Genomic DNA, 24,430 nt, shown 5'->3' on the forward strand with positions numbered 1-24,430 from the left:
GTCATGGCCGTAGGGCGCGGAAGTCGGGGCCGAAGCCGAGCCGGTCGATGGTGGTGTCGGTGGCGAACCAGGCCGGCGGGATCGGTGCGGCGGACAGGGTGCCGGGGTCGTTGTGGCGGGTGGGTGTGCAGCGGTGCAGGGGGCCGGTGGCGGCGTCGAGGATGTATTTCATGTGGGGGTCGATGTGGCGGACGAACAGGGTGCTCATGGTGGTTCCGTCCGGGGCGGTGAGGGCGGCTTCGAAGGCTTTGTGCAGGGCGGCGAAGCGGACCACGACCGCCTGGTGGCGCCACCATTGCCGGCACCAGGTGTAGTGGCCTTCGCGGTGGTCGGCGGCGATCCGCAGGGCGGTGACCGGTAGCAGCCAGTCCTCGACGAAGTCACTGTGGTGCGGGTAGCGAGGTGGCTTCTTCCTCTCCTGCTCCCCGCTCTCGTCGCCCGTCGTTGGGGGGAGGGCGGATCGGTGGAACCATCGGTCGGGGACGGGGTCGAAGGCCAGTGTCAGGGTGTCGAGGTGGCGGGCGCGGGTGCAGCGGTGCAGGGGCCCGTTGGCGGCGTCGAGGATGTAGTTCATGTGCGGGTCGATGTGGGCGGTCAGCAGGGTGCTGACGCCGTTACCAGCGCCGGAGCGGCGGGTGGCTTCGAACGCGGCGTGCAGGTGCGCGATGCGGACGGCGACGGGGCGATGTGCCCACCATTGCCGGCACCAGGTGTAGGTGCCCTCGCGGTTGGCTTCGGCCAGCCGCACACTGATGGTGGGAAACAGCCACCGGTGGGCGAAGTCGGTGAAATGCCCGAACACCGGCGGCACCGGCCGTTTTCCGGTGCCCGTGCTCGATGCGCTCACCGGGAGTCACTCCCACCTTCGGGCAGCACCGCGGCCTCGGCGGCTTTCTCGAACAAGGCCAGAGAGGTCCGGATGTCAGGGGCGTATTCGGTGTCCTGCCACCAGATCTTGCGGACCAGGACGGGGCCGTGGCCGGGAAGCCGTACCAAGGCGCGGTCTTTGGGGAGTGCAGCGAGCAGGGAGATGTCGAGGATGGGTTCGGAGCGCCAGGACAGGCTGCGCTGCACGCCTTGGTAGCCGTGGCTTCGGGAGCGGTCGGCAACATCGTGCGGGCCGGCCATCTGCGACCAGTGCTGTAGGTAGTCGACCGCGGCGATCCCGCCGCCGTAGACCTCGATGGACTGGGCGCGCATCGTCGCCAAACCGTTCACGCCCCACAGGTCTTCACCCTGTTCCAGAACCTGGAGGATGGTGATGAGGATAATGCCGCAGCCGCCGGCGTAGGTGTAATAGGAGGGGAGTTCACCGATGCGGGCGCAGTTGGCGGCCTCGTCCAGTACGGCCAGCAGCGGTACCGCGAGGCGTCCGTCGGTGCGGGCACGGGCGGTGTCGAGGGCGGCTTCCAGGATTTGACCGACGAGCGCGGAGGTAAGCGGGGTGGCGCTGTCGTGACCGGCCATCGACAGCGCATACAGGGTGTCGGTGGAGCTGACGAACTGTCGCGGTGAGAATTCCGGCAGCAGGTGGGTGGGGGCGAGCTCGATGCGTTCGACCGCGGTCACCGTCTCCCCGGTCTGTGGATCAGCGTGTTCGGTGGCTTTGATGTCGTGGCGGCGTGGTGGCGTGACCATCTGCGCGTATCCCATGTCCGACAAGACGTTGAGGAACCGGCGGGCCATGTCGTAGAGACCGTCACGCTGGCGGGCGTAGAGGCCTTGGCATTCGGTGATGCGGTCGGCGGGGCGGTGATGGCCGTGGTGGCGCAGGATGACGATGGGGGTCTCGTCCTGGTCGTGGCCGAGCCATTCGGCGACATGCAACAGATCCCCGCCAGCGATGGCGGCGGCGAACATATACAAGGCGAGGAGTTCTTGGGCGCCGCCGTCGAAGTAGGAGTCGACCCGCGCGTTCGCAGCTTGGGCGGCGGTGCCGGTGGAGGCCGAGACGAAGAATCCGGCCAGTTTGCGGGCAGCGGGCAGACTGGTCACCTCGGCCAGCAGGTTGACCCAGAACCCGCAGACGACTTGCCCGGTGACCGCTTGCAGGTCGCTGACCCAGATCTGGCCGCGATGTCGGCGCCCGTGGACGGTGTGCCGGTACAGGTCGGGCTTGTTGCTGGTTGCCAGACACGGGCCCCATGCGGCCAGCACCGCGGGGATCGCCCACGCCATGGTTTTACCGGTGCGGGTGCCCGCGGCGATGGTAACGCCTAGTTCAGCGGGCACATGCAATCCGATGCCGCTGATAACCGTCCGCCCCAACGGGGGCCCGGGCAGTGCGCGGGTGTGCTCGTCGGCGTCGCGCAGCAGTCGTTGGTTCGCGTCCAGGTTGTCCTGGATACGGGCCATGCGGATCTCACTGGGACGCTGCATGGTGCGGGCCGCGGCGTCGATTTCGCTACCGCCTGCCCAGATCCGTCGCGCCACGATCACGGCCATGACGACGAGGGCGGTGAAGAGCGCGGCGGGGACGGTGGCTTGCCACGGCCACGACCGTTGCCCGAACACGACTTCGGCCAGCGCGGTGACGGGGTTGGCGGTGACCGGACGCCCGGCAACCGCGTTGCCGATGCTCAGTGCTGCCCAGGCGGCCAGACCGGCGAGCAGCCCGGCCAAGGCCAGGGCGAGCAGGGTGGTTTCTTCTCCCATGCCGCGGGTGGTGCGGCGGCGGGTTTCTCTTGTCGCGAACACGGATGAACCTCCAGTCGGTGAGGCGCCGGCGAACGGCCGGCTAGAGGTGGAGGTCGACATCGCGGCCCAGCGACGGCACCGGGGAAGTCGCGGGGGTGTCGGTGTCGTCCCAGAACTCGGCACCGAGTTCGGTGCCGGGGAAGGCCGCGTCAACGGCGTCGCTGATCGCCGCCCCTCCCCCGTCCGCGCCGCCGACCGTGAGCCCCTGCGCGGTACCGGGTGCGGGCGCCTGCTCGACAGCGAGGTCGTGAGACAGGTCGCTGCTGCCGACGCGCGGGCCGACGCTTTCGGCGCGGGCGTGATCGCGTTCCTGGATCAGGTAGGCGAGGCGACCCATCCCGGGACTGCCCGGCCGATCGCTCCAGTAGGTGCCGTCCAAGCCGGCGTGGTAGGCCCCGTCGATGTCGGCATCTGCGGCGCCGGTGCCTGCGGCCGCGGTCCGCGCCGAGCGCATAGCGGCTATCAATGATTCCAGGCGCCCGATCTGGTCCTGGTCGGCGTCGAGGGTTCCTTCCCAGCGGCCGACCAGGCGGGTGTGTTCGGCGGTCAGGTCCTGCAGTTGCCGCAGCGCGGCGATCTGGCGGCTCAGGGTCTCGATGTCGCCGCTGTAGTCGTAGCCGATGGGTGCGGTACGCCGATCCGCCGGCAGCAGCGCGGCGCGGGCCTCGGCGCCGGTATCGAGATCCCCACGCGCCCACTCCTCACCGAGCAGCACGTCGGTCCGGGCGATGACCGCTTCGACCTCGACCATGCTCGCCAGATTCTTCGCCCGCCCGCCCAGGGCCCGATCGAACGCCGTCGCCCGCTCGGAGGCCTCAGCGGCCGGCGCATGCCTGCGCTCCCTAGTTGCGCCGCGATCCCGCCATGGGGCCGGGTCTTGCGGGTACCAGCGAGCCTGGTCCCGGCCGGACCCGGTGATCCCGGCCTCGAGGCGTTCGGTGATCAGGCCGGTGTCGCGGAGTGTCCGCCAGGTCGGGTCGTTCTCGTGGCTGCCGGGTGGCAGGGCGGCGGTGAGCTGCTCGTAGGTTCTGCGGGTGACTTCGGGCCGGTGTTTCCATCGGTCCGCGGTGGTTTGCAGTTGCTGCCATACTGCCCGCCACTGGGGTTTGGGGTGGGTTTTCCATTTCGCGGCCAGCCCTTCGGCGGTCGCGGTCCGTTCGGCGGCGATCTCCGGGGTGGCGCTGTCGGGAATGACATCGCGTGTGAGCCAGTAGTAGTGGGCGAAGTCAGCGCGTAGCCGGGCTTGAGCGCTTCCCAGTCCGGCGTAGTGGTCGGGGTTTGTCATCCCTGTCGCTCGGGAGAGCCGGCTCACGGTCCCACCTCCGGACCGGCCTCGGAACCTGGGGCCCGGCCGGGTGCCGGGGTCCCGTCGTGGGGGGCCCATGCACCGGTGCCGTCATCGAGCGCCTCGATCGCCGCGCCCATCTCCTGCCCGGACTCGGCACCGGTCCCCGCGGAGGCAGGGTCGGTGTCGATGTGGTTTTCGGCGGCCTGGTCGCGGAGGGCGTTCATCCAGTGCGGCAGCGGTGCCGGGGTGCGGTCGACGCCGGTTTCCCACCGGTAGTCCTCCACCACCGACCATGCCTGGGCGAGGTGGCTGTGCTCGCGGTCGAGGCGTTGTTCGAGGTCGCTGATCCGTCGGGCGTCGCGGCTGGTTTGGGTGCCGAGTTCGGCGATCGTCTGTTTCTGGGCGTCGATCAGGTCGTGAGCCTGCCGAAGTTCCTCGGCGAGTTGTTCGATCCGACCCAGATAATGGTGGCCGGGACCGTGGATCCACGGAGTGCCGGTTTTCCCGGCAGTCTCGGCGGCATCGATGTCGGCGAGAGGGACTCCTTCGCGGTCGGCATCAAAGCGTGCCCCGTTCAGCGCGTTGAAGGTCAGGTCGAGGCGCGCTTGTTCGACCTCGGTCAATGCCAGATACGACCGGCCTCGGCTCAAGCGGGCGGACAGCGCGGACAGGTTCTGGACCTCGCGCAAGCACGATGCGTGGATGCTGTCCTGACGCGCCTGCAGGCGGTAGTCGTGGTCGATGGGGCCGCGCCGCAGCGCATAGGGGATCGCGGCCGCCTGATACAGCTCGCGCAGCTGCTGTTCCCGGTCCGGTCCGGCCGGTGGCGGGTTGTCGAAAGGAGTGTCGGACATCGTTTCTCGTTCCTCGTGGTCATGAGGTGCGGTCCACCGGCCCGTGCAAGGTGTTGCGGCCGGGGATTGTTCGGATGTCCCCTGAAAAATGTGGTTGAGGGTTGACCATCGTGGCCGGTACCCGCGGCCACAAACGGTGATGGTCACCGCATTCGCAAATTAATGGAGTTCGTAGAAGTGCGTTGCCGCTGTGTCGTCAGCGGGTCAATAGCCGAGGCCGTGCTCGGGTCCCGGCGTGGCCGGTGCGGATGCGGTGGGGTCGGTGTCCCATTCCGACCCGCTCCCTTCCGGCATCATCGCTTCGACCGCGGCACCGATCTGCGCGCCGCCGCCATCGGGCGCCAGATGCTCGACGGCCGGGTCGCTGAATTCGGCGCGCATCATCAACGTTGCGCGGTCCACCATCTGCTGTGGCAGTGGGGGCCGCGCCCACTGCACCGACGCGTCTGCCGGGCGCTGCGGTAGATACGGCGGCTTGCCAACAGGATCGGCGGCGGCCCACCGATGCCAAAAGGTCGCCAGTTCGTGATCGGTGAGGCCGCTGACCGTGGCAGCGTGGAAGCGGTGCACGTCCATCGAACTCCACAGTTGTGCGCCTTCGTCGCGGGTGAGCGCGGCGGCCTCGGACAGGGCGGTGATCCGCTCGTGCAAAGCGTTCATGTTCTCCGAAAACCGTCCCACCGCAGCCGGGTTCACCTGGTAGGGCCACCGGCCACCGGCGACCCGGTCGGCGTGTGCCGCGGACAGGGCGGCCATATGCTGCATCTGCCACAGGTCGGGGGCGAGCATGTCCACGCACCATTGCTGGAGCTGGTTGGCGCGGGCCGGCATATCCGGGGCCGGGATCTTATCCCTGGGCAGCGCCCCGGTGGCGCCGAGTTCGCGGGCCGCGGCGATCCACCGCAGCGGCACCCCTGCGGTCCAGGCAGCATGTTCGGCTTGCTCACGCTGCGTGGTCAATTCGTCGAGACGGGTGCGCCACGCTTCCACTGGAGGGCCGTCGATCTCGGGCCGGTCGAAAACCCGCTCACCGGCTTTCTCGATGCGGGCGTGCTCGGTCGCCAGCCGCTGCACGCGTCTGAGCATGCTCGCCTGCCACGCCCCTACCCGGTCCGGGACCGGCCGATCAGGTGTCGTCACTTCTCTTCCTTCCTCTTCTCTTGTGATGTGGTTGCGGCCGTGGGATGTTCACCGCCCCGGCCCCACGTCCGGTCCCGGGGCCGGCCCCGCAGAGGGGGGAGGTTCGGGACCGAGATCGAATCGGAGTTCGCCCGCGGAGACATCGGTCAAGCCCGCGGCGTCGAGGACGTCGGCCACCGGCACCGATCCCGGCGTCACCGGTTCCGGGCCGAGTCCGGCGGCGTGTTCGAGGTAGGCCCCGGTGGTCAGTTCCTTGGTCAACGCGAACACCGCGTCGGTACCCACACCGGCGGACCCGACGCCGGGACCGGTGATCTCGGTGTCGGTGACGACGACATCCGCGGGATCGATATCGATCACAATCGGCTCACCCGCCTTCGCCCCCTCGTGGAGGCTGCGCGGTTCCGCGCCGGTGTCTGCGATGAATCGCTGCTGGTAGGCGTCGGCGTGGGCGGCATGCTGGTCCGAGAGGCCGGCGGCTCCGGTGGCCGCGGCGTACGCCGCGCTCGACGCAGCGGCAGCACCGACATCCACTACGTCGATGAGCAAGCCGGTCAGCCACGCCGTCCGCCGATACACCTCTGCCAGAACCCGCAGATACCAGCCATCCTGATCCTGCGCGGCCCGGGCAGCGCCACCTCCCCCGACACCGGCGGAGGTCGCACCCGGGCCCCCGCCAGCACCGACGTCGGAAGTCTCGGAAGCCTCCGCGGTCCCCATCCTCCTGCCACCGGAGGCGGTGTCGGTGTCACCCGCCTCCCCGGTGGGGTCGGCGGCCCTGCCGCTGGAGGACTCGCCGGGGCCGGAGCCATCGATATCGGTGAGAGTGTCGGTGAATCCGGCAGTGCGGCGGCGGATGTCGATGAGCAGTTGTTTGTATTCGACATCCAGGTCGTGCAGGGTGTTGTCGTGGGTCTCGCGGCGGGTGTAGCCTCCCATCCGCGCCTGATGCAGTTCGCGGTTCTGGTCGCCGGCGACGCGCTCGGACTCTTCCCGATTGCGTTGATTGGTTCTCGCACGCTCGATCTGCTCGCTTTTGAACTTGGCTTCCAGGTCGAACAGATCTTCGGCACGGCTGTTGCGGTCCTGGACCTCGGTGAGCCGGGCCTGGTTCAGTGCATGCTCGTCGGCGGCCTTCTCCACACCGGTGTTCACCCGCACCTGGTGCTCGATGGATGAGCGGTATTCCTTGGCCTCGGCCTGGCGGACGCGTTGCTCGAATTCGGTGCGGGAGCGGGCTTCACCGCCGCGGCGTTGCAACAGGTTCGTCATCATCGCCGCGGTTTGCATCGACTGGATGAATCCGGTGCGGATCGCTTGACTCGATTCCTCCACCGGATCGCCGCTCACGCCCGCACCCCCAGCCCTGAGAGCAGCCACGGTCCGCCCGAGATGCGGGTGGCGCCGGCGTAGACGGTGAACGCGACCGCCGGCTCCTGGGCCGAGTGTATGCGGACCGCGAGGACACGATCGGCTGTTGCGGCGGTGTCGGCGGGGTGGTCGTCACTGGTGACCAAAACGTTCGTGGTGATCGGCGTCTGCTGGTTACGCCATCGTTGCCATTGGCTGGTGGTGATCGTCGCCCATGCTGCGGCCGCCGGTTCGGCCTCTGTCGCGAAGCGATCGTGCAGAAGGGGACGGGCACGGGTGAACGCGGCGCGGGGGCCGGTGTCGCCGGCGGGCCGGTAGTCGAAGATCGCAGCCACCGCGGCCTGCAATACCGCTTCCGCCGAGCACGGGTCGATGTGCTCGTAGGGGGTGGCGAACCCGGCGGCCGGGCATACGTCGTCGCGTTCGGTTTGGTCGTGGGCCGGGATCGTGCTGCATCCGGTGGCGGCGAACGCGGCCACGACTACCGCGGCGGCGATGAAGGTGGTGGGGTTCATAGCGGGTCCTGGTGTTGGTGGAGGGTTGACAGGTCGCAGGTGTGCCAGTCGACGACGTCGGTGTCGTGGCTGTGTTCGGCGGCGGGATTGTGCAGCGCGGTCACCGTCGTTTCGAGCAGGAGCGCGGCGGCCAGTGCTTCGCGGTGCAGGGCTTGCTCGTCGAGGCCGCGGCCCCGCGCCAAGCGGAGATCCACGGTCGCTGCGTCGGCACCGAGGTGTTCGCGGGCGCGGCCGGCGAGCCAGATCGCGTGCTGCGCCGAGATCTGGGCGGCGTCGATCCCACCGAGCCGGCTGGGGAACCGGTCACGCCAGATGACCTGCCCGTCACCACGGCACACGGTGAACCCGGTCAGCGTCGCTGCCGACCACACCCTCAAACGGGGCCCGCACCGTGCCGCGGCAGCTACCCGCTGTGCTGTGTCGCGGTCGGCGTCCTCGACCTGGCGCAGGCCGTCGTAGTCGATGCCGCCGATATTGAGCAGCGCGTCGACGAACCGGTCGAAGCTGTGGGCATCGGTGAACCGGTGCGCGGCCGCGACCCGGTCGAATTGGTCAGTGTGGGTGAAGGTGTGCAACTCGCGGAGCCGGACCCGCACCACCATCTCCGGGGTCACCGCCGCCCGAGGGATATACCGGCGCAGACGATTCGGGGTATCGTTCATGCTTGCCGTCCCCTCGGTCCCGGCTCCGGGCTCTGCCCGCGTTCACCGCCGCCGGGTGGGGTATAGCGGCGCACGTCCATCTGCTCTCCCGCCCACCCCGACAGTGGTGTCACAGTGACGTTCTGACCTGTGGTGGGGGCATGGAGGAGGAGATCTTCCCCATACTCGTCACGGCCGTAGTAGATCCCGACATGATGGGAGTCCGAGCTCCCGGGTGAGGTGAGAAAGATGAGGTCGCCGGGTGCCTTCCGGTCGAACGGGATCGCCTGTGCGCTGGGGTGGTCCTGCTGAGCTTGGGTGTAGTGCGGGAGCCAGATCTGGCCCTGGGAGGCGTGGTAGATCGCATACAGGGTGAGCCCTGAGCAGTCGAATCCACCGTCGGTGGGGCCGTGGGTGTCCCCGCCGCCCCACACATACGGGAAGCCGAGCCAGCGCTCGGCGTGCTCGATGACCGCTCGCCCGAACTCCGAGTCCTGCGCGGTCAGCGGGGCCCCCGACCCGGACGCCCCGCACCCCGGCGCCGCGCCGCCCTGCGGCCCGGGTGCTACCGGGCCCGGGTCGATATCGGCGAACATCGCATACAGGTGCCGGGCCAGATCCAGCTGTGTGACATAAGCGTTCGGGGCAGAACGTTCGATCGTTTGCGCCAGTTCCGCCGGTGACATCTGTGTCACGGCAGCCCCCAAGGCCGCGGCGCGGTCGTAGAACCAATTGATCTGGTACACCGGGTTCATCAGCGTCGCGATGCCGACCTCACCCCAGATGCTGACCCGCATTTGATGGGGTCCGACCGAGTCGTGGTCGGCGCCGATCCCGTCGTTGGCGTAGTTCAACGACTCCGGAACATTGGCATTGGCGAGGTTACGGAAACTCGATTCAGTGGCCTGGGCGGCCAACTCGGCCACAATCACCGTCTCGGGCATCCCCCGCCGGATACCGATGACGACACCGTCGCGGGCCAGCCGCAGCTGCGATTCCGACAGCCCGGCCACCGACGCGCCCGTCTCCCCACCCATTCCGGCCGCGGCGGAGGGGGCCATGGCGCAGGTGACCGGGTCGTCGACGGCGACCAAGAGGATCAGCAGCAGAAGCACCACCACCGGGATCCCGATCGTGGTGGCAGCCACCGTTTTCGTCGCGTCCATCGGCTACCGTCTCGCCGCATCGTTTCGCCACGAACCTCCATCACCTGCGGGTGCACGCACCACCGGGTTCATAGCTCGGGTCCGTACTCCGTGCTCGGCCCCGGCGGCAGCAGCAACGGATCATCGGCGGGATCAACGGTTCGGGAGTCTGAGCCCTGCCCGGTGACCGTGTCCGCGATCAGCTGGTCCATCCCCGCTCCGCCGCGGAACTCCGGCGTGTCTGCGGTGTGCTGGCGCGCCCCCGCTGGGTGTATGGCGGGCGTGCCCGGGTGGCTGCCGCTTCCACGCATCCTCGCGTGCAGTTCCTCGATCGTGGCCCGGACGTCGGGTTCCAGCAGTGCGATACTGCCCGCGGCGTCTTCTTCCATGGTCACCGCCACCGGCCCGTACCAGCCGCTCGGGTGCCGGTAGCCCAGCCAGGCGAAGACCTGATACGCGAGCGGGTTCGGGGGCAACTCCGGGTCTGAGAAGGTGTCGGCGAACCAGGCACGCGCCCGTCCCATACCTTGCGTGCCCAAGTCGGGCACATGAGCCCGGATGGCTGCCCGCACCCCCTCGCCGGGAGCGAAGGAACCGTAGACGACCGTGCCATCCGGGTGCAGTACGACAAAGTCGGCATCGCGGCTCATCGACTCACCCCCTGCGCAGCAGACACGTGACCGGACTGCCTCCCGGCAGGCATCACAGGAACCGATCCCTCGGGCACGACATTGCAACCGGAGACACCGACCAGGCCGGCTCGTGTCGGCTCGGGTTCCCGAGTTGCACTGCAGGGTCGGTGATGACCGCGTCGATGGTTCACGATGTATCTCATCGGAGAGTCCCTTCCGGTAAGGTTGCTTGGGCCCGCACGCAGTACTGCGCGATGGACCCCGGGGCCCAAACGCACGAGAAGCGCTGCTGTCGCGCCGGACGGGTTCTGTCCCGCCTCCGCGACACCGGCAGCCGGGGTGCGCACGGCGGGACAGGCACGAAGATCTGCCGCATGCCGATTCACCCGCCTCCGCTGCCGGGCAGGTTGTCGAACCGCCGGTTGGTGTTGTGGATGTCAGCGCTGCGCTCGGCGGGGGTGAATTCCAGGCGGAACGGCAGTCCGGGTTCACCGGATTCCCCGGTTTTCAGCAGGAAACAGCCCACCCCGGGCGGGGTGTCAGCCCGGGTGGGGTCCAGATCATCGTCGCTGGGCGGACGGGGCGCGGCCCAGGAAGTGACCAGAAGCTTTTCGGTGTCGGTGATGCCGACCGCGCCCCGGAGGCGGTCGATCTCGTCAGGACCGACGGGACCGATGATCTTGGCGCGGGCGCGTTCGAAGAAACCCAGCGCTTTGGCTTGCGCGGCCGGTGAATCGAACGCGGACAGGTCTTTGACGGTGTGCGAGCACATGATCAGCCCGGTGCCCAAAGGCCGGTTCAGCCGAGTCAGGGCATCGACGCGATCGACCATGAACTCCCCCGCGCCCAGTACTCGCCAGATCTCGTCCATAACGACCTCGAACACTCGCGGTGCCGCGAGGCCGGCGTCGGTAAGAGCATGGGCGGCGGCGACCGCGCCGAACCCGTCGGACCAGCACACCATCAACACAGCGGCGAGCAGTTTGGTGTCGCCTTCGGGGATACGCGACACATCCACACACACCGCCGGCGACGCCAGATCCAGACGGGTGGCGGTCGGTCCGTTGAACACCGCCCCGAACGGACCCTCGACCAGAGCCCGCAGCGACCGCCGCAACGTTTTGGTGCTTACCCGGTAGGCGGCGGTGTCGTCTTCCTCGGCGAACCGCAGCAGCCGCTCGGCCCCGGCGGAGATCACCTCGAGGAGATCGGCCAGCAGCGGCGGCCGGTCGTAGGTGAAACCGCCAGCGGGGCTGTAGAGTTCGCGGAGCCCGGCGGCGAGCAGGGTTTCTTCGTAATCGGCGACCCGTGAACCGCGGACCAGTTCGATCAGTCCGGCCACAATCTGGACCTGCCCGGCTTCCACTCGCGCGGCGATGCGGCGCCGCTGATCGGGATCGGACAGTTGGTCGAGAATCTGGCCGAGCGCTCCGACATCGAGGGGGTTGATCGTGCCGTGCCCGTAGCCGAGTTCGACCACCTGACCGCCGAGACGCTCCACCAGATCGCGGTAGTCGGGTTTGGTGTCGCCCAGACACAGCACGGTCTCTCCCGCAGCGACCGCACCGGTCACCAGCCTCCGGATCAGCGAAGACTTACCAAAACCGTTCAACGCCAGCACGAACGCGATCGGGGAAGTGATGAACCCTTTCAAGAACCACGACATCGGGTCGAAATGCACCGGGGCGCCGGTGATGTAATGCGCGCCGACCGGGGTTCCGACGGTCGGGGCACTCGCCCCAACAGCGAACGGCCACAACCCGGCGACCTGCACCGTGGTCGACCGCCATTCCGGCATCCGCGACACCACCGACGCGCGGCCCCCACCGACACCGACATACCCACGGTCGGACGCCGAGGCCAACGGCCGCTCGAAACCATCATCGGCAGCGCGCAGATCGCGGCCAGTGGCATTGGCCCGGCGGTGATCATCACTCGACAGCCTCAACCGAGCCCACCACCCGCCGATCCCCGGCCGTGATGCGGCGGTTTCGGTCTCGGCGCGCGCTGTCGCGGTGAGCACCCGCACCCCCGCAACGACTTCGGTGCGAGCCGGCCGCGCCGTCTTCGCTTTTCCGCTGGTCACATCGATACCCCCTTGGAGACCGACGCGTGCTCGGGCAAAATTAGCCCGATCCCCAGCGATGCCGCGAACGCCGCGGCCTGGCTGCCGTAGCAGCGGCGCACCCCCAGTCGGGAAGCCGCGGCCATGCCCTGCACCGAGGCCTCGATACCGGGCAAGTCGGCGTCGAGGTGGTCGGTGACGGTGACCAATAGTCCGAACCGGGTCAGCCCGGCGCCGCGGGCCTGCTCGTCGCGGGCAGCGCTGGTGTTACCGACCCGGATCCGTGCTGCGGCCGAGGAGATACCGCGTTCGGTTTGCTCGGCGGCGACCGCGTCCCGGAAATCGGAATCGACCAAAGTGGTGGCCTCAGCAGCCGAATGCAACCGGTAGATGATCGCGACCCGTTTACGTGGCACGTCCGCACGTGCGCGCAGCAGCTCCTCGAGGACGTTCTCCATCGCCGCCCCGCGCGGGGCGGCGTCCATCTCCCAGGTAATCGACCGCGCCCCGTCGTGCACGTAATGGTCCCACCGGTCGACGTGGGCGAGCGGGCCCACACTGTCCCAGGACTGGGTGTCTGTGATCGAGGGGCCGGCGGTTTCCACGTCGCGCTGGGCGGCCAAGTCGTAGCGGGTGCGTACCAAACCCAGCACTTCCCACGCCCGCAGCGGGGTCGCCGGCAGCCCGGCACGCGCCAGCTGGGACAGCACTCCCTGGAGGCGTTGCCCGATTTCGCGGGCCTGTTCGGCGGTGTCGCGGCGGATGCGGCCCCGCCCGATCGCTCGGTAGGTGACCGCGACTCGGGCCTCGATCCGCACCCCGACCCCGCCGGTGTCGGCGGCGGCCTCTCGCATCACCGCCCGCGCGTACTCCGGAGCGTTCGGCCGCACCAGCCGCGCGACTTCCCGGGCTTGTTTGAGCCGGGTCTCGACCACGTTCTCCAGGACCGCGGTCACGGCAACGACTTCCCCTCCGCGGGACTGTGCGGCCAGGAATTGGCCGTAGCCTTCCACCCAGGCGTCGATCCGGTCCTGATCGACCAGTTCCTTGCCGCGTGGCACCACCCGCAGCACTACCGTGTAGTGGTCGCTGCGCGCGATGTGCAGCATCGCAAACCGTTTCCCGCCCGGGGTCTCATACTCGGCTAGTCGTGAATCAGCCAGCAGCCCGGGCAGTTTGGCGATACCTGGGATTTTCGCGAAGCGACCGGCCCGGTAGATGTGCTCGCCGCGGGCGCGGGCGGCAGCGAACTGGGCCCGCAACAGCAGCAGTTCCCAGCCGGTGCGCCCACCCCGGGTGACTGCGAGCGGGGTGAACACCACCGCTGCGATCGCCAGCAGTGTCCCCGCGACCGGCAGCGAGCGAGTGAGCATGAACGTGACCATTACCGTGATGATCAAGCCCAGCCCGAGCAGTGAAACACCCCAGGTGAGCCCGAAAAACCCTGCTGATCGCGGTTTCTCCCACCGCCCGTAGACGCGTGTCGTCACCGTCGCACCTCCCCCGGTCCCAGCGCATTCGGATCCCACTGATCCGCTGCCGCGTCGCGGGTGTGGGAATCGATCGCCGATACACCGCGCTGTGCGGCATCGGTCGCTGCTTGGGCGGCCATGACCGCGGCACCCGCCGCGCCGGCACCGGCGCTCGCGCCACCCGCACCACCCGCGGACCCGGCCGTGCCTGCTCGTTGCGCACCTGGGGCTTTCGCTCCACTACCGGAGCGCGCGCCACCGGTGGTCCCGGCGGAGGGCGGCGCGCCGCCCGAGCCTCCGCCGCCACCGGCTCTTCCCCCGCCCGATCCCGGGCCGCCGGAGCCACCTCCGTCGCCTATCGGGCGTCCCCCGCCGCCGCCTCCACCGGAGGGGCCGGGCGCCGAGCCGCCGGACTGTGTTCTCCCGGGAGAGTTCTCGCCTTCAGTGACCTTGCGGCCGTTGGAACGGCTTCCGGTGGAGGACATCGCGATGCCGACGGCGCCACCGGCAAACGCTGCGGCGGCGCCGCCCCCTCCGCCGAGGACCGAGACTGCGGGTGCGACCAGCCGGATCAGCGCCGGTAGTACGATCACCGACAGGATCATCAGCAGCAGCCCGAGAAGAATCAGATGGGGATCTTCGCTGCGGCCGGCGGCGGTGAACGCGATCGCATACACCAGAGCTCCGACCGGTTTCCACAGCACGAACGCCAGCGACCAGCTCAGCAGCTTCTTATAGGACTGCGACCCGGGTCCCGTACCTGACGCCGCGGCAGCCAGTGGGATCACCGCCACGGTCACGATCAGCAGTACCTGGCGGGTCACGAGCATGACCAGTTGCACCAGCATGCTGATAATGCCCAACAGAGCGAGAACCAGCATGACACCGATGCTGATCGTGCCCAATCCAGCACTACCGGTCGTCATCTGTATCTCGGTCAGCCGCTTCATGGCACCGTCGAAATCGCCGCGGGTGGAAGTGAAGATGACCCAATTGGAGAACTCGTCTCCGGCCCGGGTTCCGGCCGTGATCACCGCAGCGAACAACATCGATGCGAATACCGCACGCACCAGCATCACGAAGGTCTCCTGCGCCTCACCGGCCACACCACCGCGTTTCGCCAACGCCAAACGTGCTGCGGCAAACAGGACTCCCGCGGTCAGGAGCAGCACCTGTAGTTCGGTGGTGTAGCCGCGGATATCGGCCAGCACCGTGCCGGGTCCGCCTCCGGCAGTCGTCAATTCCGGTGACGGGAACGCCGTCCACCAGGTCAGCACCACCCGCGCCACCTGAGCGAACCCCTCGACGAACTCCCCGGCCAACTTCTCCATCGCCGAGGTGGCGACCTCGGGTAGTACCGCGCCGCCGACGTCGCACGCCACCGACGGGAGCCCGGGCAGGTCGCAGACATCGGGTACCGGAAGCTGTGTCCGCCCCACACCGACCGCGGCAGTTCCTGTGAGCGAGGTCATGGCGACACCTTCCAGGACCCGAATCCGGTGAGTGTGTAGACCGGTGCCGGTGGGCCCCATAGTGTTTCGAGGTTGTCGACGCGCACTTTCCAGTCGCCGTCGACCCAGACCATCGGCCAAGTGGAGACGGCGTAGCCGTCGCGGCTTTCGAGGGCGAATTCGACGACGGCGAGGTCGGGTTGGTAGCCGGGCCGGATACGGACGCCGTCTGGCACGGTGACATAGTGGGCAGCCTCAGGCGTGCCGGCGCGGGATCGTGCGAAGCGGTCGAGCAGGGGTTGTCCGCCGCCGTAGAAGCGGTCCGACACGGCTCGCTGCCAGATTCCTTCCGGTGCGGCCAGGGCGCGTGCGAGTGCGTCCGCCGCCGATAGCGCTGCGCCTTGCGGGGTCCGGCTGAATCCGGTGGCGATGCCATCGGTGATCTGAGCAGGGCCGTCGCTGCTCGATATCGGGGCCGCCGCGCCACCCCAGATCCGCTGCCACCGCAACCCTGCCGGAGCGGCGGTCAGATAGTCGGTCCCGACCGGATCCGGGCGCGCCGCTGGGTTCTGGGCCACCACAACTCCGGCGGAATGGGCCGGGACTTCGAGGCGATTGCCGAACAGGTCGGTTGTCGGAGGCTCAGTGGATGGCGTCGCCGGTTCAGGGGTGCCCGAAGGTGCCGGCGCGGTCGCATCAGGCTCGGTGGAGGCGGTGTCGGTGCGGGCCTTGTGTGGATGGTCGTAGGTGAGGGTCCAGGTGAAGGCGCCGATCACGACGAGTGCGAGGAAACTCGACAGTGCGATCAACAGGCGCTTCGATGTCACAGCGTGGTTCTCCTCATCGGCGTGGGGTGAGGGTGGTCAGGTCGTGGGGCGGGGCGGTGATGGCGGTGACCGGGCTTTCGGTCGGGTTGTGGGGTACTTCGAGCCGCCAGTCGCCGGTGTGCCACACGACCCGGGTGCTGTGGCGGGTGGCGGAGTTGTCCGGATGGATCGCGTAGATCTGCACGTCGGCGGCGGTGTCGGTGTAACCGTTAATCCGGTAGCCGAGGATCTTCGGCGGTCCCTCGGTGATCGGGGCAGTGATCGAGATCTGTGCCCGGGTAGTGGCCCAGGCGTCGCGTCCCGATCCGGGTGCCAGCATCTGCTGCCCCACGCGTGGCCACTGGGTATCGGTGGCCAGCGTCATCCGCACGCTGGCGTGGATCGCCGCGAGCGCGGCTCCGGCGGGGTTTCGGTCGAAGCCGGCCGCGGCCGCGCCGTCGATGCGGTCCGGTCCCTGGTCGGCGATCGGCAGGTCGACGCCGTGGAATATCTCCCAGCGCAGGCCGCTCGGTGACTGCACCTCCGAGGTCGGTGGTGCGGTCACCGGCCCGGGATCAGGGCCACTGCAGGCGGCCAGTGTTGCCGCGCACAGCATGCCGGTGATCAGAGCTAGCAACGATCGGCGTTTCATCGTGGCGTGTTCCTATCCGTTGGGCAGGACGGCGACCGCGATGGCGCTGGCCGACCCGATGAGTGCGGCTCCGAGCAAGGAACCGAGGAGTCCTTCGATGCCTTCCTCCCGGTACAGGCGCACGCAGAGCTGGCCACCGACCCAGATCAGGCGGGCGATACACGCCAGCAGCACGCACCAGGCCAGCCAGCCCAGCAGCTGAGTGATCGGGGTGAGCACCTGTGGAGGTAGCGGTTTCGCGGTCACCATGGCTCGCCTCCGTCCTGGAGGTGAGTGCGGTAGGCGACCTCAAGGGCAGCCAGGATCGGCTGGCTCGCCCGACGCGGGTCGACGTAGGGCAGGGAGTGCCCGGCGCCTGGCACGCAGTCGTAGTCGGCCCATACCCGCTCGGCCAGGGCTTGGCACCGGCGCGGGGGCATCAAGGGGTCCAAGGTGCCGGTGAGCATCCAGGTCGAAATGCAGCGCCACACGCTGACCGTGGTGTCGGTCAACGCAGGGATGCCGTAGGTTGCCGCCACCGACGCCCCATGGCTGACGTGGATACGGTCGGCGACCGGGTCGTTCGCTCCACGCCACGGCCGCCCGGAGGTCCTGGGGGTCCGATAGAAGTGGTTCAGCAGTTCGTCGTGCACCCGCCGTGCGGGATCGACAGGGATCGTGGGGAATTCGAGCGCTGGGTTGAGCAGCACAATGCCCGCGACGGTGCGTGCCCGGCGTGGATATTCCCCCATCCACGACAGAACCAGCCGGGCCGCGGCCGAGTGTGCGACCACAACAATCGTTCCTCCGACCTGGTGCAGGACCGCATCGAGGTCGCCAGTACCGCTCACTGTGAGGGAGCCGCTAGTGGTGTGACCGGCTGGGCGTTGGTGGTAGGTGACTTGGCTGATGCGTCCGTCGAACTGGGTGTGCAGGTGGGCGGTCAGCGGCCCCCAGTAGCCAGGACTGGTGAACGGGTTGTGTAGGTAGACGATCGTGGCCGGACCGGTTTCTGGTCCCAGGCGTAAGACCGAGAGGCGGGCGCCGCCCGCCGTGGTGATGGCAGCCCGGTGCAGGTCGGGGTGGGTGATCATGCGAGTCCTTGGAAGATCAACGCTTACGTCCGAGGCCGAGGGCGCGCTGACCGACCTGTGACGCAGTGAGGAAGCGATAACTGGGACGGTGCGGGAGAGTCTCATCCGCCGCCTCCGTTGACGACGGCGTTCATGATGGTCCCCGCGCTCGTGGCGATGATTCCGCCGACAAGCGCGGCGAGGATGATCTTGGGGGATTCGACCGCGCCGCCGTGGAAGCGTTCCCACCCGAATTTGCCGCCGGCATAAATCAGGGCGGCGATCCCGGCGAGCATGACTAGCCACGACAGGTAGTTGACGAGGTTGACCAGCTGCAGCGAGCCCGGTGGGGTGACCGGGGTGATATGGATCTCTTGAGCGAATACTGCGACCGCAGCGATCGTGGTCATATCTGGTGCTCCTGGTCATCACGAGGCGGATGCGATGCGTCGGCGCGGGTGGCGGCGAGCCGGCTGATCAGGTCGGCCCCCACCCGATGGACGTCGGCGGGCACGGTGTCGATCAACCGGGCCCGCCGCGACGGAGCCGGGTCGAACGGGGTGTAGGAGGCGAGTTCGTCCAGTTCGCGGACGATCAGTTCGTCGTGCCAGCCGATGCGATACACCTGGGGAACCAGGTCGGTGACGGTGGCGGCATAGCGACGCACCGCGGCCGGTGTGGCACCTGGCCGGGCGGCGGTGAGCACCAGCCCGAGTACTGAGATCCCGTCGGGGGCGAATCCGGCGTGCCATTCACGCAGCCGATCCGCCGCGGCGGTCAGGCCCGGGATGCACAGGCGGGCGGCGAGGACGACCTGCTGGGTGGTGCGCGGGCTGGCAGGCCACGCCAGGCCGGTGTCGGCCGCGGGTGCCCACCAGCGGGCCAGGGTCGACGTACCGGCGCCGCCGTGGGCACCGAGCACGGCGAACAGGGGCGCGTGGGGGCCTGTGGTCGGCAACGGTTTCTCGCGCAACGGCGCCCGCCGCTGCGGGGGTGGGGCTGTGACGGTGCCCGGGTCCATGCCGCGGCCGGAACCGCGGGGCGGGCGGGGTTGCAGGGCGCCGGTCATGGTTGTCAGGCCCGCTTCTGGATGTTGGTGATGAGCATCCGGTTCTCGTCGCGGCGGACGTTGATGACCTGCAGGTAGTCGCGGCGCTGCCCGCTGGGGTGTATCTCGACCAGGTGCACGTCGGCGGCAGTGTCGGCGATGGGGGTGATCGCGACGCAGTGGCGGGTACCGGCCGGGATGGAGGCGATCCCGGCGGCCAGCATGTGCGGGTCCAACCCGGCCTCTGGGCCGGTCAGGCGCAGCGCCGCCGCCGCGTCGCGCGTGGTGTAGTAGGCGTGTTCGAACGCCGCGATTACCCCAGTCACCGTGGCGGCGTCACCGTCGTTGTCGGTGACGAGATCGCCGGTCAGTCCACGACATGCCTCAGAGCGCGCGAAGGCCGTGGAGGGTGTCGCAGAGGTGAGCGTGGGTGGCGCAGCGGCGGTCATGATGGGCAGTTCCGGGGTGGTGGTGCCGCCGTGCAGCGTGAGCACCCCGCCGCCGATCAGGATCGCCGATCCGATCAGGCTGGCCGCCAGCGCAATCCGGGCCCGGACCGGCATGCCGTGTCCTGAGCCGGCGACCGTTTCGGGTTCGGGTGGTGAGACCGGGATGTGTGGTTCGGCCACGGCCGTATCGAGTGCGTTGTCCGGGTTCTCTTCGTGCCGGCGGGTGAGCGGGATGGGGTCGGTGGTGTCGAGCCAGTCCCACCCGTGGTCGGTGCAGGGCTCGGTGTGGCTGTTGGTGGGCATCGTGTTCACCTCCTTGCGATGTCGGGTAGGGCCCTCCGGAAGGACGTCAGGGGACAGGTCAGTGGATCGGGTACCAACTCCACTCGGGTTGCGTCCTTCCGAAGGGGTTCAGGGGCCGCCGCTGCGTCCGGGTGCCGCCGGCGTCGAGGGCACCGACGTGGTGGTGGGAGCGGGGGCTTGGGGTGTGGGTGTTGCCGCGGCGAGGTCGGTGGCCAGGGCTGTGAACCAGTTGGCGACGGCAGTGAGAGGGGATGCTCCGTCTGCCGTGGCTGTGGGGCTCTGGTAGGAGCCGTGGCGGCCGACGGTGTCGCTGTAGCCGGCGGTGCTGGCGACCTGGTAGAGCTCGCTTTGGTCGGTGATGTTGGTGGTGATTGCGTCAAAGGCTTCGTTGGCCCACCGGCTCGCGGTCTGCGGGGGTATGAGTTGCACGACCGCGCCGGTGAGTTTGGCGCCCAGAACCGCGGCTGCCGCCCACGGGTTGGCCATCCCGACGGTGGCCAGTTCGGCGATGGTGGCCGGGGTGAACACCGTCCTCGCTACGGTGATCACCGCGTTGAGGCCGATGCCGCCGAGTTTGAGTAGTGCGGTCAGCGCCTCGTGTGGTCCGGGCAGTTGCGCGCCGGGGGCCGACGCTTCGGCCAGGCGTTGCCCGATCGTTTTTTGCGGGGAGTAGGACAGTGTGTCGAGGGTGGTGCCGGTCAGGTCCTCATTGATCACGTCCACCGCGGTGGTGAATACCGTGGCCGAGAGTGCTTGTGCGATCGTGGATATCGCGGCGATCGGGTCGCGCAGGTCCGAGCGGGCAGCGATGTTGGCGATCGTGGTGGCCAGGGTTCCGCCGACCGGGGTGTCGCACGTGGCGTCGCCGGGGACGCACAGGTCGGCGACCCGCCCCGTTAATGCGCCGTAATCGCTGGCCGGGCTGGCGGTGCCGATGCCGCCGCCGGTCAGGTTCGGGTTGTGCAGGGAGATCTGCGTGACCGCCTGGCCGGTCGTGCCCGGCGCCGCCGCCGGGTGGGTGTCGCCGGGGCGGCCCGGCAGGGTCGAGGTGCCCGGGGCGCGGCCGGGGTGGGCCAGCAGTGCGATGCCGGCAACCCGGTCGGCGGGCACGCCTGCGTCGCCGCGGCCGATGCGGTGGGCGAATTCCGAGACCGCGACCGCGCCTTGGGCATAACCGGCTGCGGCGATCTGGGTGTCCGGGCATCGGTCCAGGACGTCACTCGCCCGGGTGAGCAGGTTCTCGGTCGCGGCGGTGATGGCCTGTTCGTATGGCAGGGCAGTGCCGTGGGAGTCGTCACCGTACGGGATGTAGGCACGCTGGACGGTGTCGCCGGAGTCGGCGAGCAATGGCCCGAACACCCGTCCCAGCGCCCCGCTGTCGCTGTCGGTCGGCGCGGCCGGCGAGGATTCCTCGCCGCCTTGCACTCCGAACACATACAGGTTCGGGCACCGTGCGCCGACCGCGTTGGGGTCAGTGGGGGCTGCCGACACCGTCGCCGTGGTTGCGGCAACAGCGGCCACCACGACCAGGACCGTGCGCAGCAGCATCCTGGACACGGCCGAGGAGAGGGTGGCGGGACTCATCAGGTGTCACCTCTTTCGCAGGGGTCAGGCTGAGGGAAGGCGGGGCTGTCCGGGCAGGTGGTTGAGGTCGTCGGCGAGCTGGTCGAGGGCATCACCGGAGCCGGCTGCGGCAGCGCCGATATGCCCGGTGTCGTAGTCCCGCCAGGTCGCTTCCGCACCCATGAGGCGATACTCGGCGTAGAGCTGCTGTCCCATCTCCACTGGGATCAGCCCGTCGCTGCTGCCGTGATAGAGATGCACGGGCACTGTGGGGACTTCGACGCCGGTAGATTCGGCGGTCAGCACGAACTGCCACTGCGCGTCGTTCCACGGGTCCGGGCGCATGCACCAAGCCGTCACACGCTGGTCGCGGAAGCCCTCGAGGATCGCGCCGGCATTCGAACCGGAGGCATTCGCCATCGCGGTCGTCCCGGCGCTGGTGAATACGCGGTCGACATCCAGGTACGAGTAGGCGTGTCTCAGCCCGGTCAGCCCGGCCAGTACCAGGCCGGACCAGGGTCCGCCGTCGAGGCGGGCTGCCAGACTGCCGGGGTCGGTGACGACTGCTCCGGCGGCGACCCCGCGCAGGTCCAATGTGGGGGCGTAGCGGGGCTGGGTTTCCGCGGCCCACACTGCGGCCCGTCCGCCGTCGGCGTATCCCCAGATCACGCACGGCGCTCCGGCGGCGTCCAGGTCCGGGATCGTGCGCGCGGCGCGGGCGAGGTCGAGCACGTTGTGGGCGGCGTCGGTACCGGCCAGGAATGTGTGAGGTCCCAGACCGGTCAAGCCCAGGCCCAGGCCGTCGGGCACCGCGACGATCCAGCCCCGCTCCAGCGCTGCGGCCACGGCCCGTAGATCCGGGTCCGGTTGCGGATCGGTGAACAGCTGCGAGGGCGCGCATCCGCCCCCCAGCCCACGGAACGGTGGGCAGTACACCGCGACCGCCGGATCCGCGCCAGGTCTCGGCGGCGCGATGACAATGCCCGAAGCCGGGATCGGGGCATGGCGCCCGGTATGGGTCGCATACACCACCTGCCAGGCCTGATGGGGCCTGCCGAGCGTGGGCACGATAGTGGAGCGGTAGCGCAAGATCGCACCGGGCCGCACGTCGAATCCGACAGCGGGGGCGGCGTAGAACGCGTCAACAGGACGGTCGTCGAAGGTCATGCTCGGCTCCCATGCAGATCCTGGGCCAGGGCGGTCAGCCACGCGATGCCGGAATTCAGATGCCCGCCGACCGCGTAGTCGGTGTGGCGGGACACGGTGTCGCCGTATCGGATCCACACCGCGGGGTCGAGCAGGGCTGCGTTGTCGGCGATCAGCTGTCCCCACGCCGCCGACAGATCGGCGGCCAGCCCGGGCAAGGTGGCGACCGGGTTCGCCGCCACCGTGGCCACGACCGCACCCCAGCGGGTATTCGCCGCCGCGGTATCGGCCGGCGCCGGCTCACGCTGGCGCGGGTCGGCGGCGTCGATCAGCCGCTTCGCCAACGTCTTTTCCGGCCGGTAGCTCACGGTGCCATCGGCGAGGCGGATGTCGTGCACCAGCACAGTGGTCCACGCCTGTCCCAGCGCAGCGGACAGGACCGCGCCCACGGAGTCCACCGCGGCGATCGGGTCGCGCAGGTCGGCTTGGGCCGCGATCAACGCGCCGAGCCTCAGTAGCGCCGCGTGGTCGGGGGCCGAGCACGCCAGGTCTCCCTCGACGCAGATGTCGGCGACCCGGCCCGTCAAGGCACCGTAATGCGTTTCTCCGCCCGCGATCCCGCCACCGTGTGGCTCGGCGGACGCCAGCCGTACCCCTGCCACCGCGGCACCTGCGGTCCCCGGGGCGGGATCGGGCGCGGTTTGCCCGGGCCGTCCCGGGAACACCGGTGACCCGGGCGCGCGGTCGGGGTGGGCATACAGTGCGATCCCGGCGATCCGGTTCGCGTGCACCGGGCCCGCTCCCGCGCCGATATCGTGCGCCAGCCACGACAGGGCTTGCGCGCCTTGGGAATATCCGGCTCCGGCGAACATTGTGTCCGGGCAGGCGGCAGTGATCCGGCCGATCTCGGTGTCCAGGCGCTGGCGGGCCTCGGTCACCGACACCGCATACGGAGCGGTGCCGCCGCCGGGTACCGCGCCCCCGAACCCGGCCGAGTACGGGATGTAGGTGCGGTCCGCCGCCCCGGGGGCTGCGGCCAGGACGGGCGCAATCAGCGCCCCGATCACACCGGTATCGGTTTCCGGGTCCGCGGCCGGGGCGGATTGGCCGGTTCCTTGCACCCCGAGGACATGCAATGGTGCACAACCGCCGGCGGGTTGCGCGGAAGCCGCGCCGGTGGCGTTGAGGGCGGTGCACACCGCCACCGCTACGGCCGCCGCGGTCGCGGCGCGGGCCTTGGTTGTCACGGCGGTCACGGCTGCCCGACCCCCACACCAGCACCGAACCCGGCGCCCACCGTGCCGGCCGCGACGGCACCGACCGCGGCAGCGGGGACACCGGCGACCACCGCGCCAACCGCCGCGCCGACGGCGGTGCCGAGGGCGGTGCCGGCGACGCCGGAGGTGACCGTGCCGACCACTGGGACCGGCACCACCGTGCCGAGCGCGGCGCCGGCGATCCCGCCGATCGTGCCGCCGATCAGCCCGCCGACCACGGCACCGGCCGCGGCGGCGGGCACGCCCGCAGCGACGGCTCCGGCGGCGCCGCCGACCGCGGCACCGGCCATGGTTGCGCCGGCTACCCGGTCCGAGCGGCCCGCGGGGATGCCGACCGAGTCCAGCGCGGTCGCGACCTGGGCTTCGGCGTTCGCGGCGACGTCGTTAATGGTGTCGCGGGCTTCCGGCGGCAGCCATTGTGGGCTCGGCGCCTGCCATTGCCCGATGCGGATCGTGTTCTCCGGCGGTTCGATCGGCGCGACCGTCGGCACGGGTTCGGGCAGATGCAGGCCCTCGACCCGCACCGGCGCTACTGGCTCCTGCGGTGGTGGCGCGGGCCGCGAGGGCGCGTTGCGCACTTCCGGTGGCTGCTCGTAGTACACCGGCGGCTCCGGAGCTGGCGGGGGTGGAGGTGGGGGTGGGGGTGGGGGTGGGGCGGAGGTGCCGGGCTGGTCGGGGCTGGTCACCCCGGGCTGGTCGGTGATCGCCGCGGGTCCGACACCGGCGTGGGCGGTGCCGGTGGCGGCCAACGCCATCGCGATCGGGATCGCTCCGGCGAGCATGATCAGGCCGCCGCGGTGTGCTCGACCTGGACCGGGCCGGTATTCGAGATGATCGGTGATTTTCACGGTTTCGGGCATGCC

At 69.5% G+C, this 24,430-nt stretch carries 24 protein-coding genes; all 24 read right to left on the reverse strand.

Going from position 1 to position 24,430, the window contains the following annotated elements:
• Position 1: 1 nt before the first annotated feature.
• Entirely contained in the window at positions 2-847 is an 846-nt protein-coding gene (locus tag M8859_RS37190; RefSeq protein ID WP_249643841.1) for a DUF4913 domain-containing protein, read from the reverse strand.
• The gene (locus M8859_RS37195) at positions 844-2,697 is read right to left on the reverse strand and encodes a type IV secretory system conjugative DNA transfer family protein (protein WP_249643842.1); all 1,854 of its coding nucleotides are present in this window, start codon (positions 2,695-2,697) and stop codon (positions 844-846) included. The genes M8859_RS37190 and M8859_RS37195 overlap by 4 nt, the downstream gene beginning before the upstream one ends.
• Before the next feature lie 40 nt (positions 2,698-2,737).
• On the reverse strand, positions 2,738-3,982 hold the full coding sequence (locus tag M8859_RS03810) for a hypothetical protein (protein ID WP_249643843.1): 1,245 nt from the start codon (positions 3,980-3,982) through the stop codon (positions 2,738-2,740).
• A 23-nt stretch (positions 3,983-4,005) separates the two neighbouring features.
• Entirely contained in the window at positions 4,006-4,839 is an 834-nt protein-coding gene (locus tag M8859_RS03815; RefSeq protein WP_249643844.1) for a hypothetical protein, read from the reverse strand.
• A 204-nt stretch (positions 4,840-5,043) separates the two neighbouring features.
• Complete coding sequence (locus tag M8859_RS03820; protein ID WP_249643845.1) at positions 5,044-5,979, reverse strand: hypothetical protein; 936 nt, start codon at positions 5,977-5,979, stop codon at positions 5,044-5,046.
• A 48-nt stretch (positions 5,980-6,027) separates the two neighbouring features.
• Entirely contained in the window at positions 6,028-7,329 is a 1,302-nt protein-coding gene (locus M8859_RS03825) for a hypothetical protein (protein ID WP_249643846.1), read from the reverse strand.
• Positions 7,326-7,865: a hypothetical protein gene (locus M8859_RS03830; RefSeq protein WP_249643847.1), complete on the reverse strand. Its 540-nt coding sequence runs from the start codon at positions 7,863-7,865 to the stop codon at positions 7,326-7,328. The genes M8859_RS03825 and M8859_RS03830 overlap by 4 nt, the downstream gene beginning before the upstream one ends.
• The gene (locus M8859_RS03835; protein ID WP_249643848.1) at positions 7,862-8,527 is read right to left on the reverse strand and encodes a hypothetical protein; all 666 of its coding nucleotides are present in this window, start codon (positions 8,525-8,527) and stop codon (positions 7,862-7,864) included. Before M8859_RS03835 ends, M8859_RS03830 begins: the two co-directional genes overlap by 4 nt.
• Complete coding sequence (locus M8859_RS03840; RefSeq protein ID WP_249643849.1) at positions 8,524-9,672, reverse strand: C40 family peptidase; 1,149 nt, start codon at positions 9,670-9,672, stop codon at positions 8,524-8,526. The genes M8859_RS03835 and M8859_RS03840 overlap by 4 nt, the downstream gene beginning before the upstream one ends.
• A gap of 68 nt (positions 9,673-9,740) precedes the next feature.
• Positions 9,741-10,301 (reverse strand): hypothetical protein, encoded by a 561-nt coding sequence (locus M8859_RS03845; protein ID WP_249643850.1) that lies wholly within the window; start codon positions 10,299-10,301, stop codon positions 9,741-9,743.
• 364 nt (positions 10,302-10,665) lie between these two features.
• The gene (locus M8859_RS03850; RefSeq protein ID WP_249643851.1) at positions 10,666-12,369 is read right to left on the reverse strand and encodes a putative type IV secretion/conjugal transfer ATPase; all 1,704 of its coding nucleotides are present in this window, start codon (positions 12,367-12,369) and stop codon (positions 10,666-10,668) included.
• Positions 12,366-13,838, reverse strand: a complete 1,473-nt coding sequence (locus tag M8859_RS03855) for an SCO6880 family protein (protein WP_249643852.1) — start codon at positions 13,836-13,838, stop codon at positions 12,366-12,368. The genes M8859_RS03850 and M8859_RS03855 overlap by 4 nt, the downstream gene beginning before the upstream one ends.
• Positions 13,835-15,292, reverse strand: coding sequence for a TrbL/VirB6 family protein (locus tag M8859_RS03860; RefSeq protein ID WP_249643918.1), 1,458 nt, complete (start codon positions 15,290-15,292; stop codon positions 13,835-13,837). The genes M8859_RS03855 and M8859_RS03860 overlap by 4 nt, the downstream gene beginning before the upstream one ends.
• A complete protein-coding gene (locus M8859_RS03865) occupies positions 15,289-16,098 on the reverse strand; it encodes a DUF8175 domain-containg protein (RefSeq protein WP_249643853.1) in 810 nt (269 codons plus the stop codon). Before M8859_RS03865 ends, M8859_RS03860 begins: the two co-directional genes overlap by 4 nt.
• Positions 16,099-16,111: 13 nt before the next feature.
• Complete coding sequence (locus tag M8859_RS03870) at positions 16,112-16,729, reverse strand: DUF8175 domain-containg protein (RefSeq protein ID WP_249643854.1); 618 nt, start codon at positions 16,727-16,729, stop codon at positions 16,112-16,114.
• 12 nt (positions 16,730-16,741) lie between these two features.
• The gene (locus tag M8859_RS03875) at positions 16,742-16,978 is read right to left on the reverse strand and encodes a hypothetical protein (protein ID WP_249643855.1); all 237 of its coding nucleotides are present in this window, start codon (positions 16,976-16,978) and stop codon (positions 16,742-16,744) included.
• Positions 16,972-17,802, reverse strand: coding sequence for an alpha/beta hydrolase (locus M8859_RS03880; RefSeq protein ID WP_249643856.1), 831 nt, complete (start codon positions 17,800-17,802; stop codon positions 16,972-16,974). The genes M8859_RS03875 and M8859_RS03880 overlap by 7 nt, the downstream gene beginning before the upstream one ends.
• A 101-nt stretch (positions 17,803-17,903) precedes the next feature.
• The gene (locus tag M8859_RS03885; RefSeq protein ID WP_249643857.1) at positions 17,904-18,191 is read right to left on the reverse strand and encodes a hypothetical protein; all 288 of its coding nucleotides are present in this window, start codon (positions 18,189-18,191) and stop codon (positions 17,904-17,906) included.
• On the reverse strand, positions 18,188-18,850 hold the full coding sequence (locus tag M8859_RS03890; RefSeq protein WP_249643858.1) for a CpaE/TadZ family protein: 663 nt from the start codon (positions 18,848-18,850) through the stop codon (positions 18,188-18,190). The genes M8859_RS03885 and M8859_RS03890 overlap by 4 nt, the downstream gene beginning before the upstream one ends.
• 5 nt (positions 18,851-18,855) lie before the next feature.
• Positions 18,856-19,581: a DUF8176 domain-containing protein gene (locus tag M8859_RS03895; RefSeq protein ID WP_249643859.1), complete on the reverse strand. Its 726-nt coding sequence runs from the start codon at positions 19,579-19,581 to the stop codon at positions 18,856-18,858.
• Positions 19,582-19,689: 108 nt separating this feature from the next.
• The gene (locus tag M8859_RS03900; protein ID WP_249643860.1) at positions 19,690-21,165 is read right to left on the reverse strand and encodes a cutinase family protein; all 1,476 of its coding nucleotides are present in this window, start codon (positions 21,163-21,165) and stop codon (positions 19,690-19,692) included.
• Positions 21,166-21,189: 24 nt separating this feature from the next.
• On the reverse strand, positions 21,190-22,311 hold the full coding sequence (locus M8859_RS03905; protein ID WP_249643861.1) for a lipase family protein: 1,122 nt from the start codon (positions 22,309-22,311) through the stop codon (positions 21,190-21,192).
• Positions 22,308-23,546, reverse strand: a complete 1,239-nt coding sequence (locus M8859_RS03910) for a cutinase family protein (protein ID WP_249643862.1) — start codon at positions 23,544-23,546, stop codon at positions 22,308-22,310. The genes M8859_RS03905 and M8859_RS03910 overlap by 4 nt, the downstream gene beginning before the upstream one ends.
• Positions 23,543-24,427 carry a hypothetical protein gene (locus M8859_RS03915; protein ID WP_249643863.1) on the reverse strand — a complete coding sequence of 295 codons (885 nt, stop codon included), beginning with the start codon at positions 24,425-24,427 and terminating at the stop codon, positions 23,543-23,545. Before M8859_RS03915 ends, M8859_RS03910 begins: the two co-directional genes overlap by 4 nt.
• Between the last annotated feature and the right edge of the window lie 3 nt (positions 24,428-24,430).

The organism is Nocardia sputi (assembly GCF_023501985.1).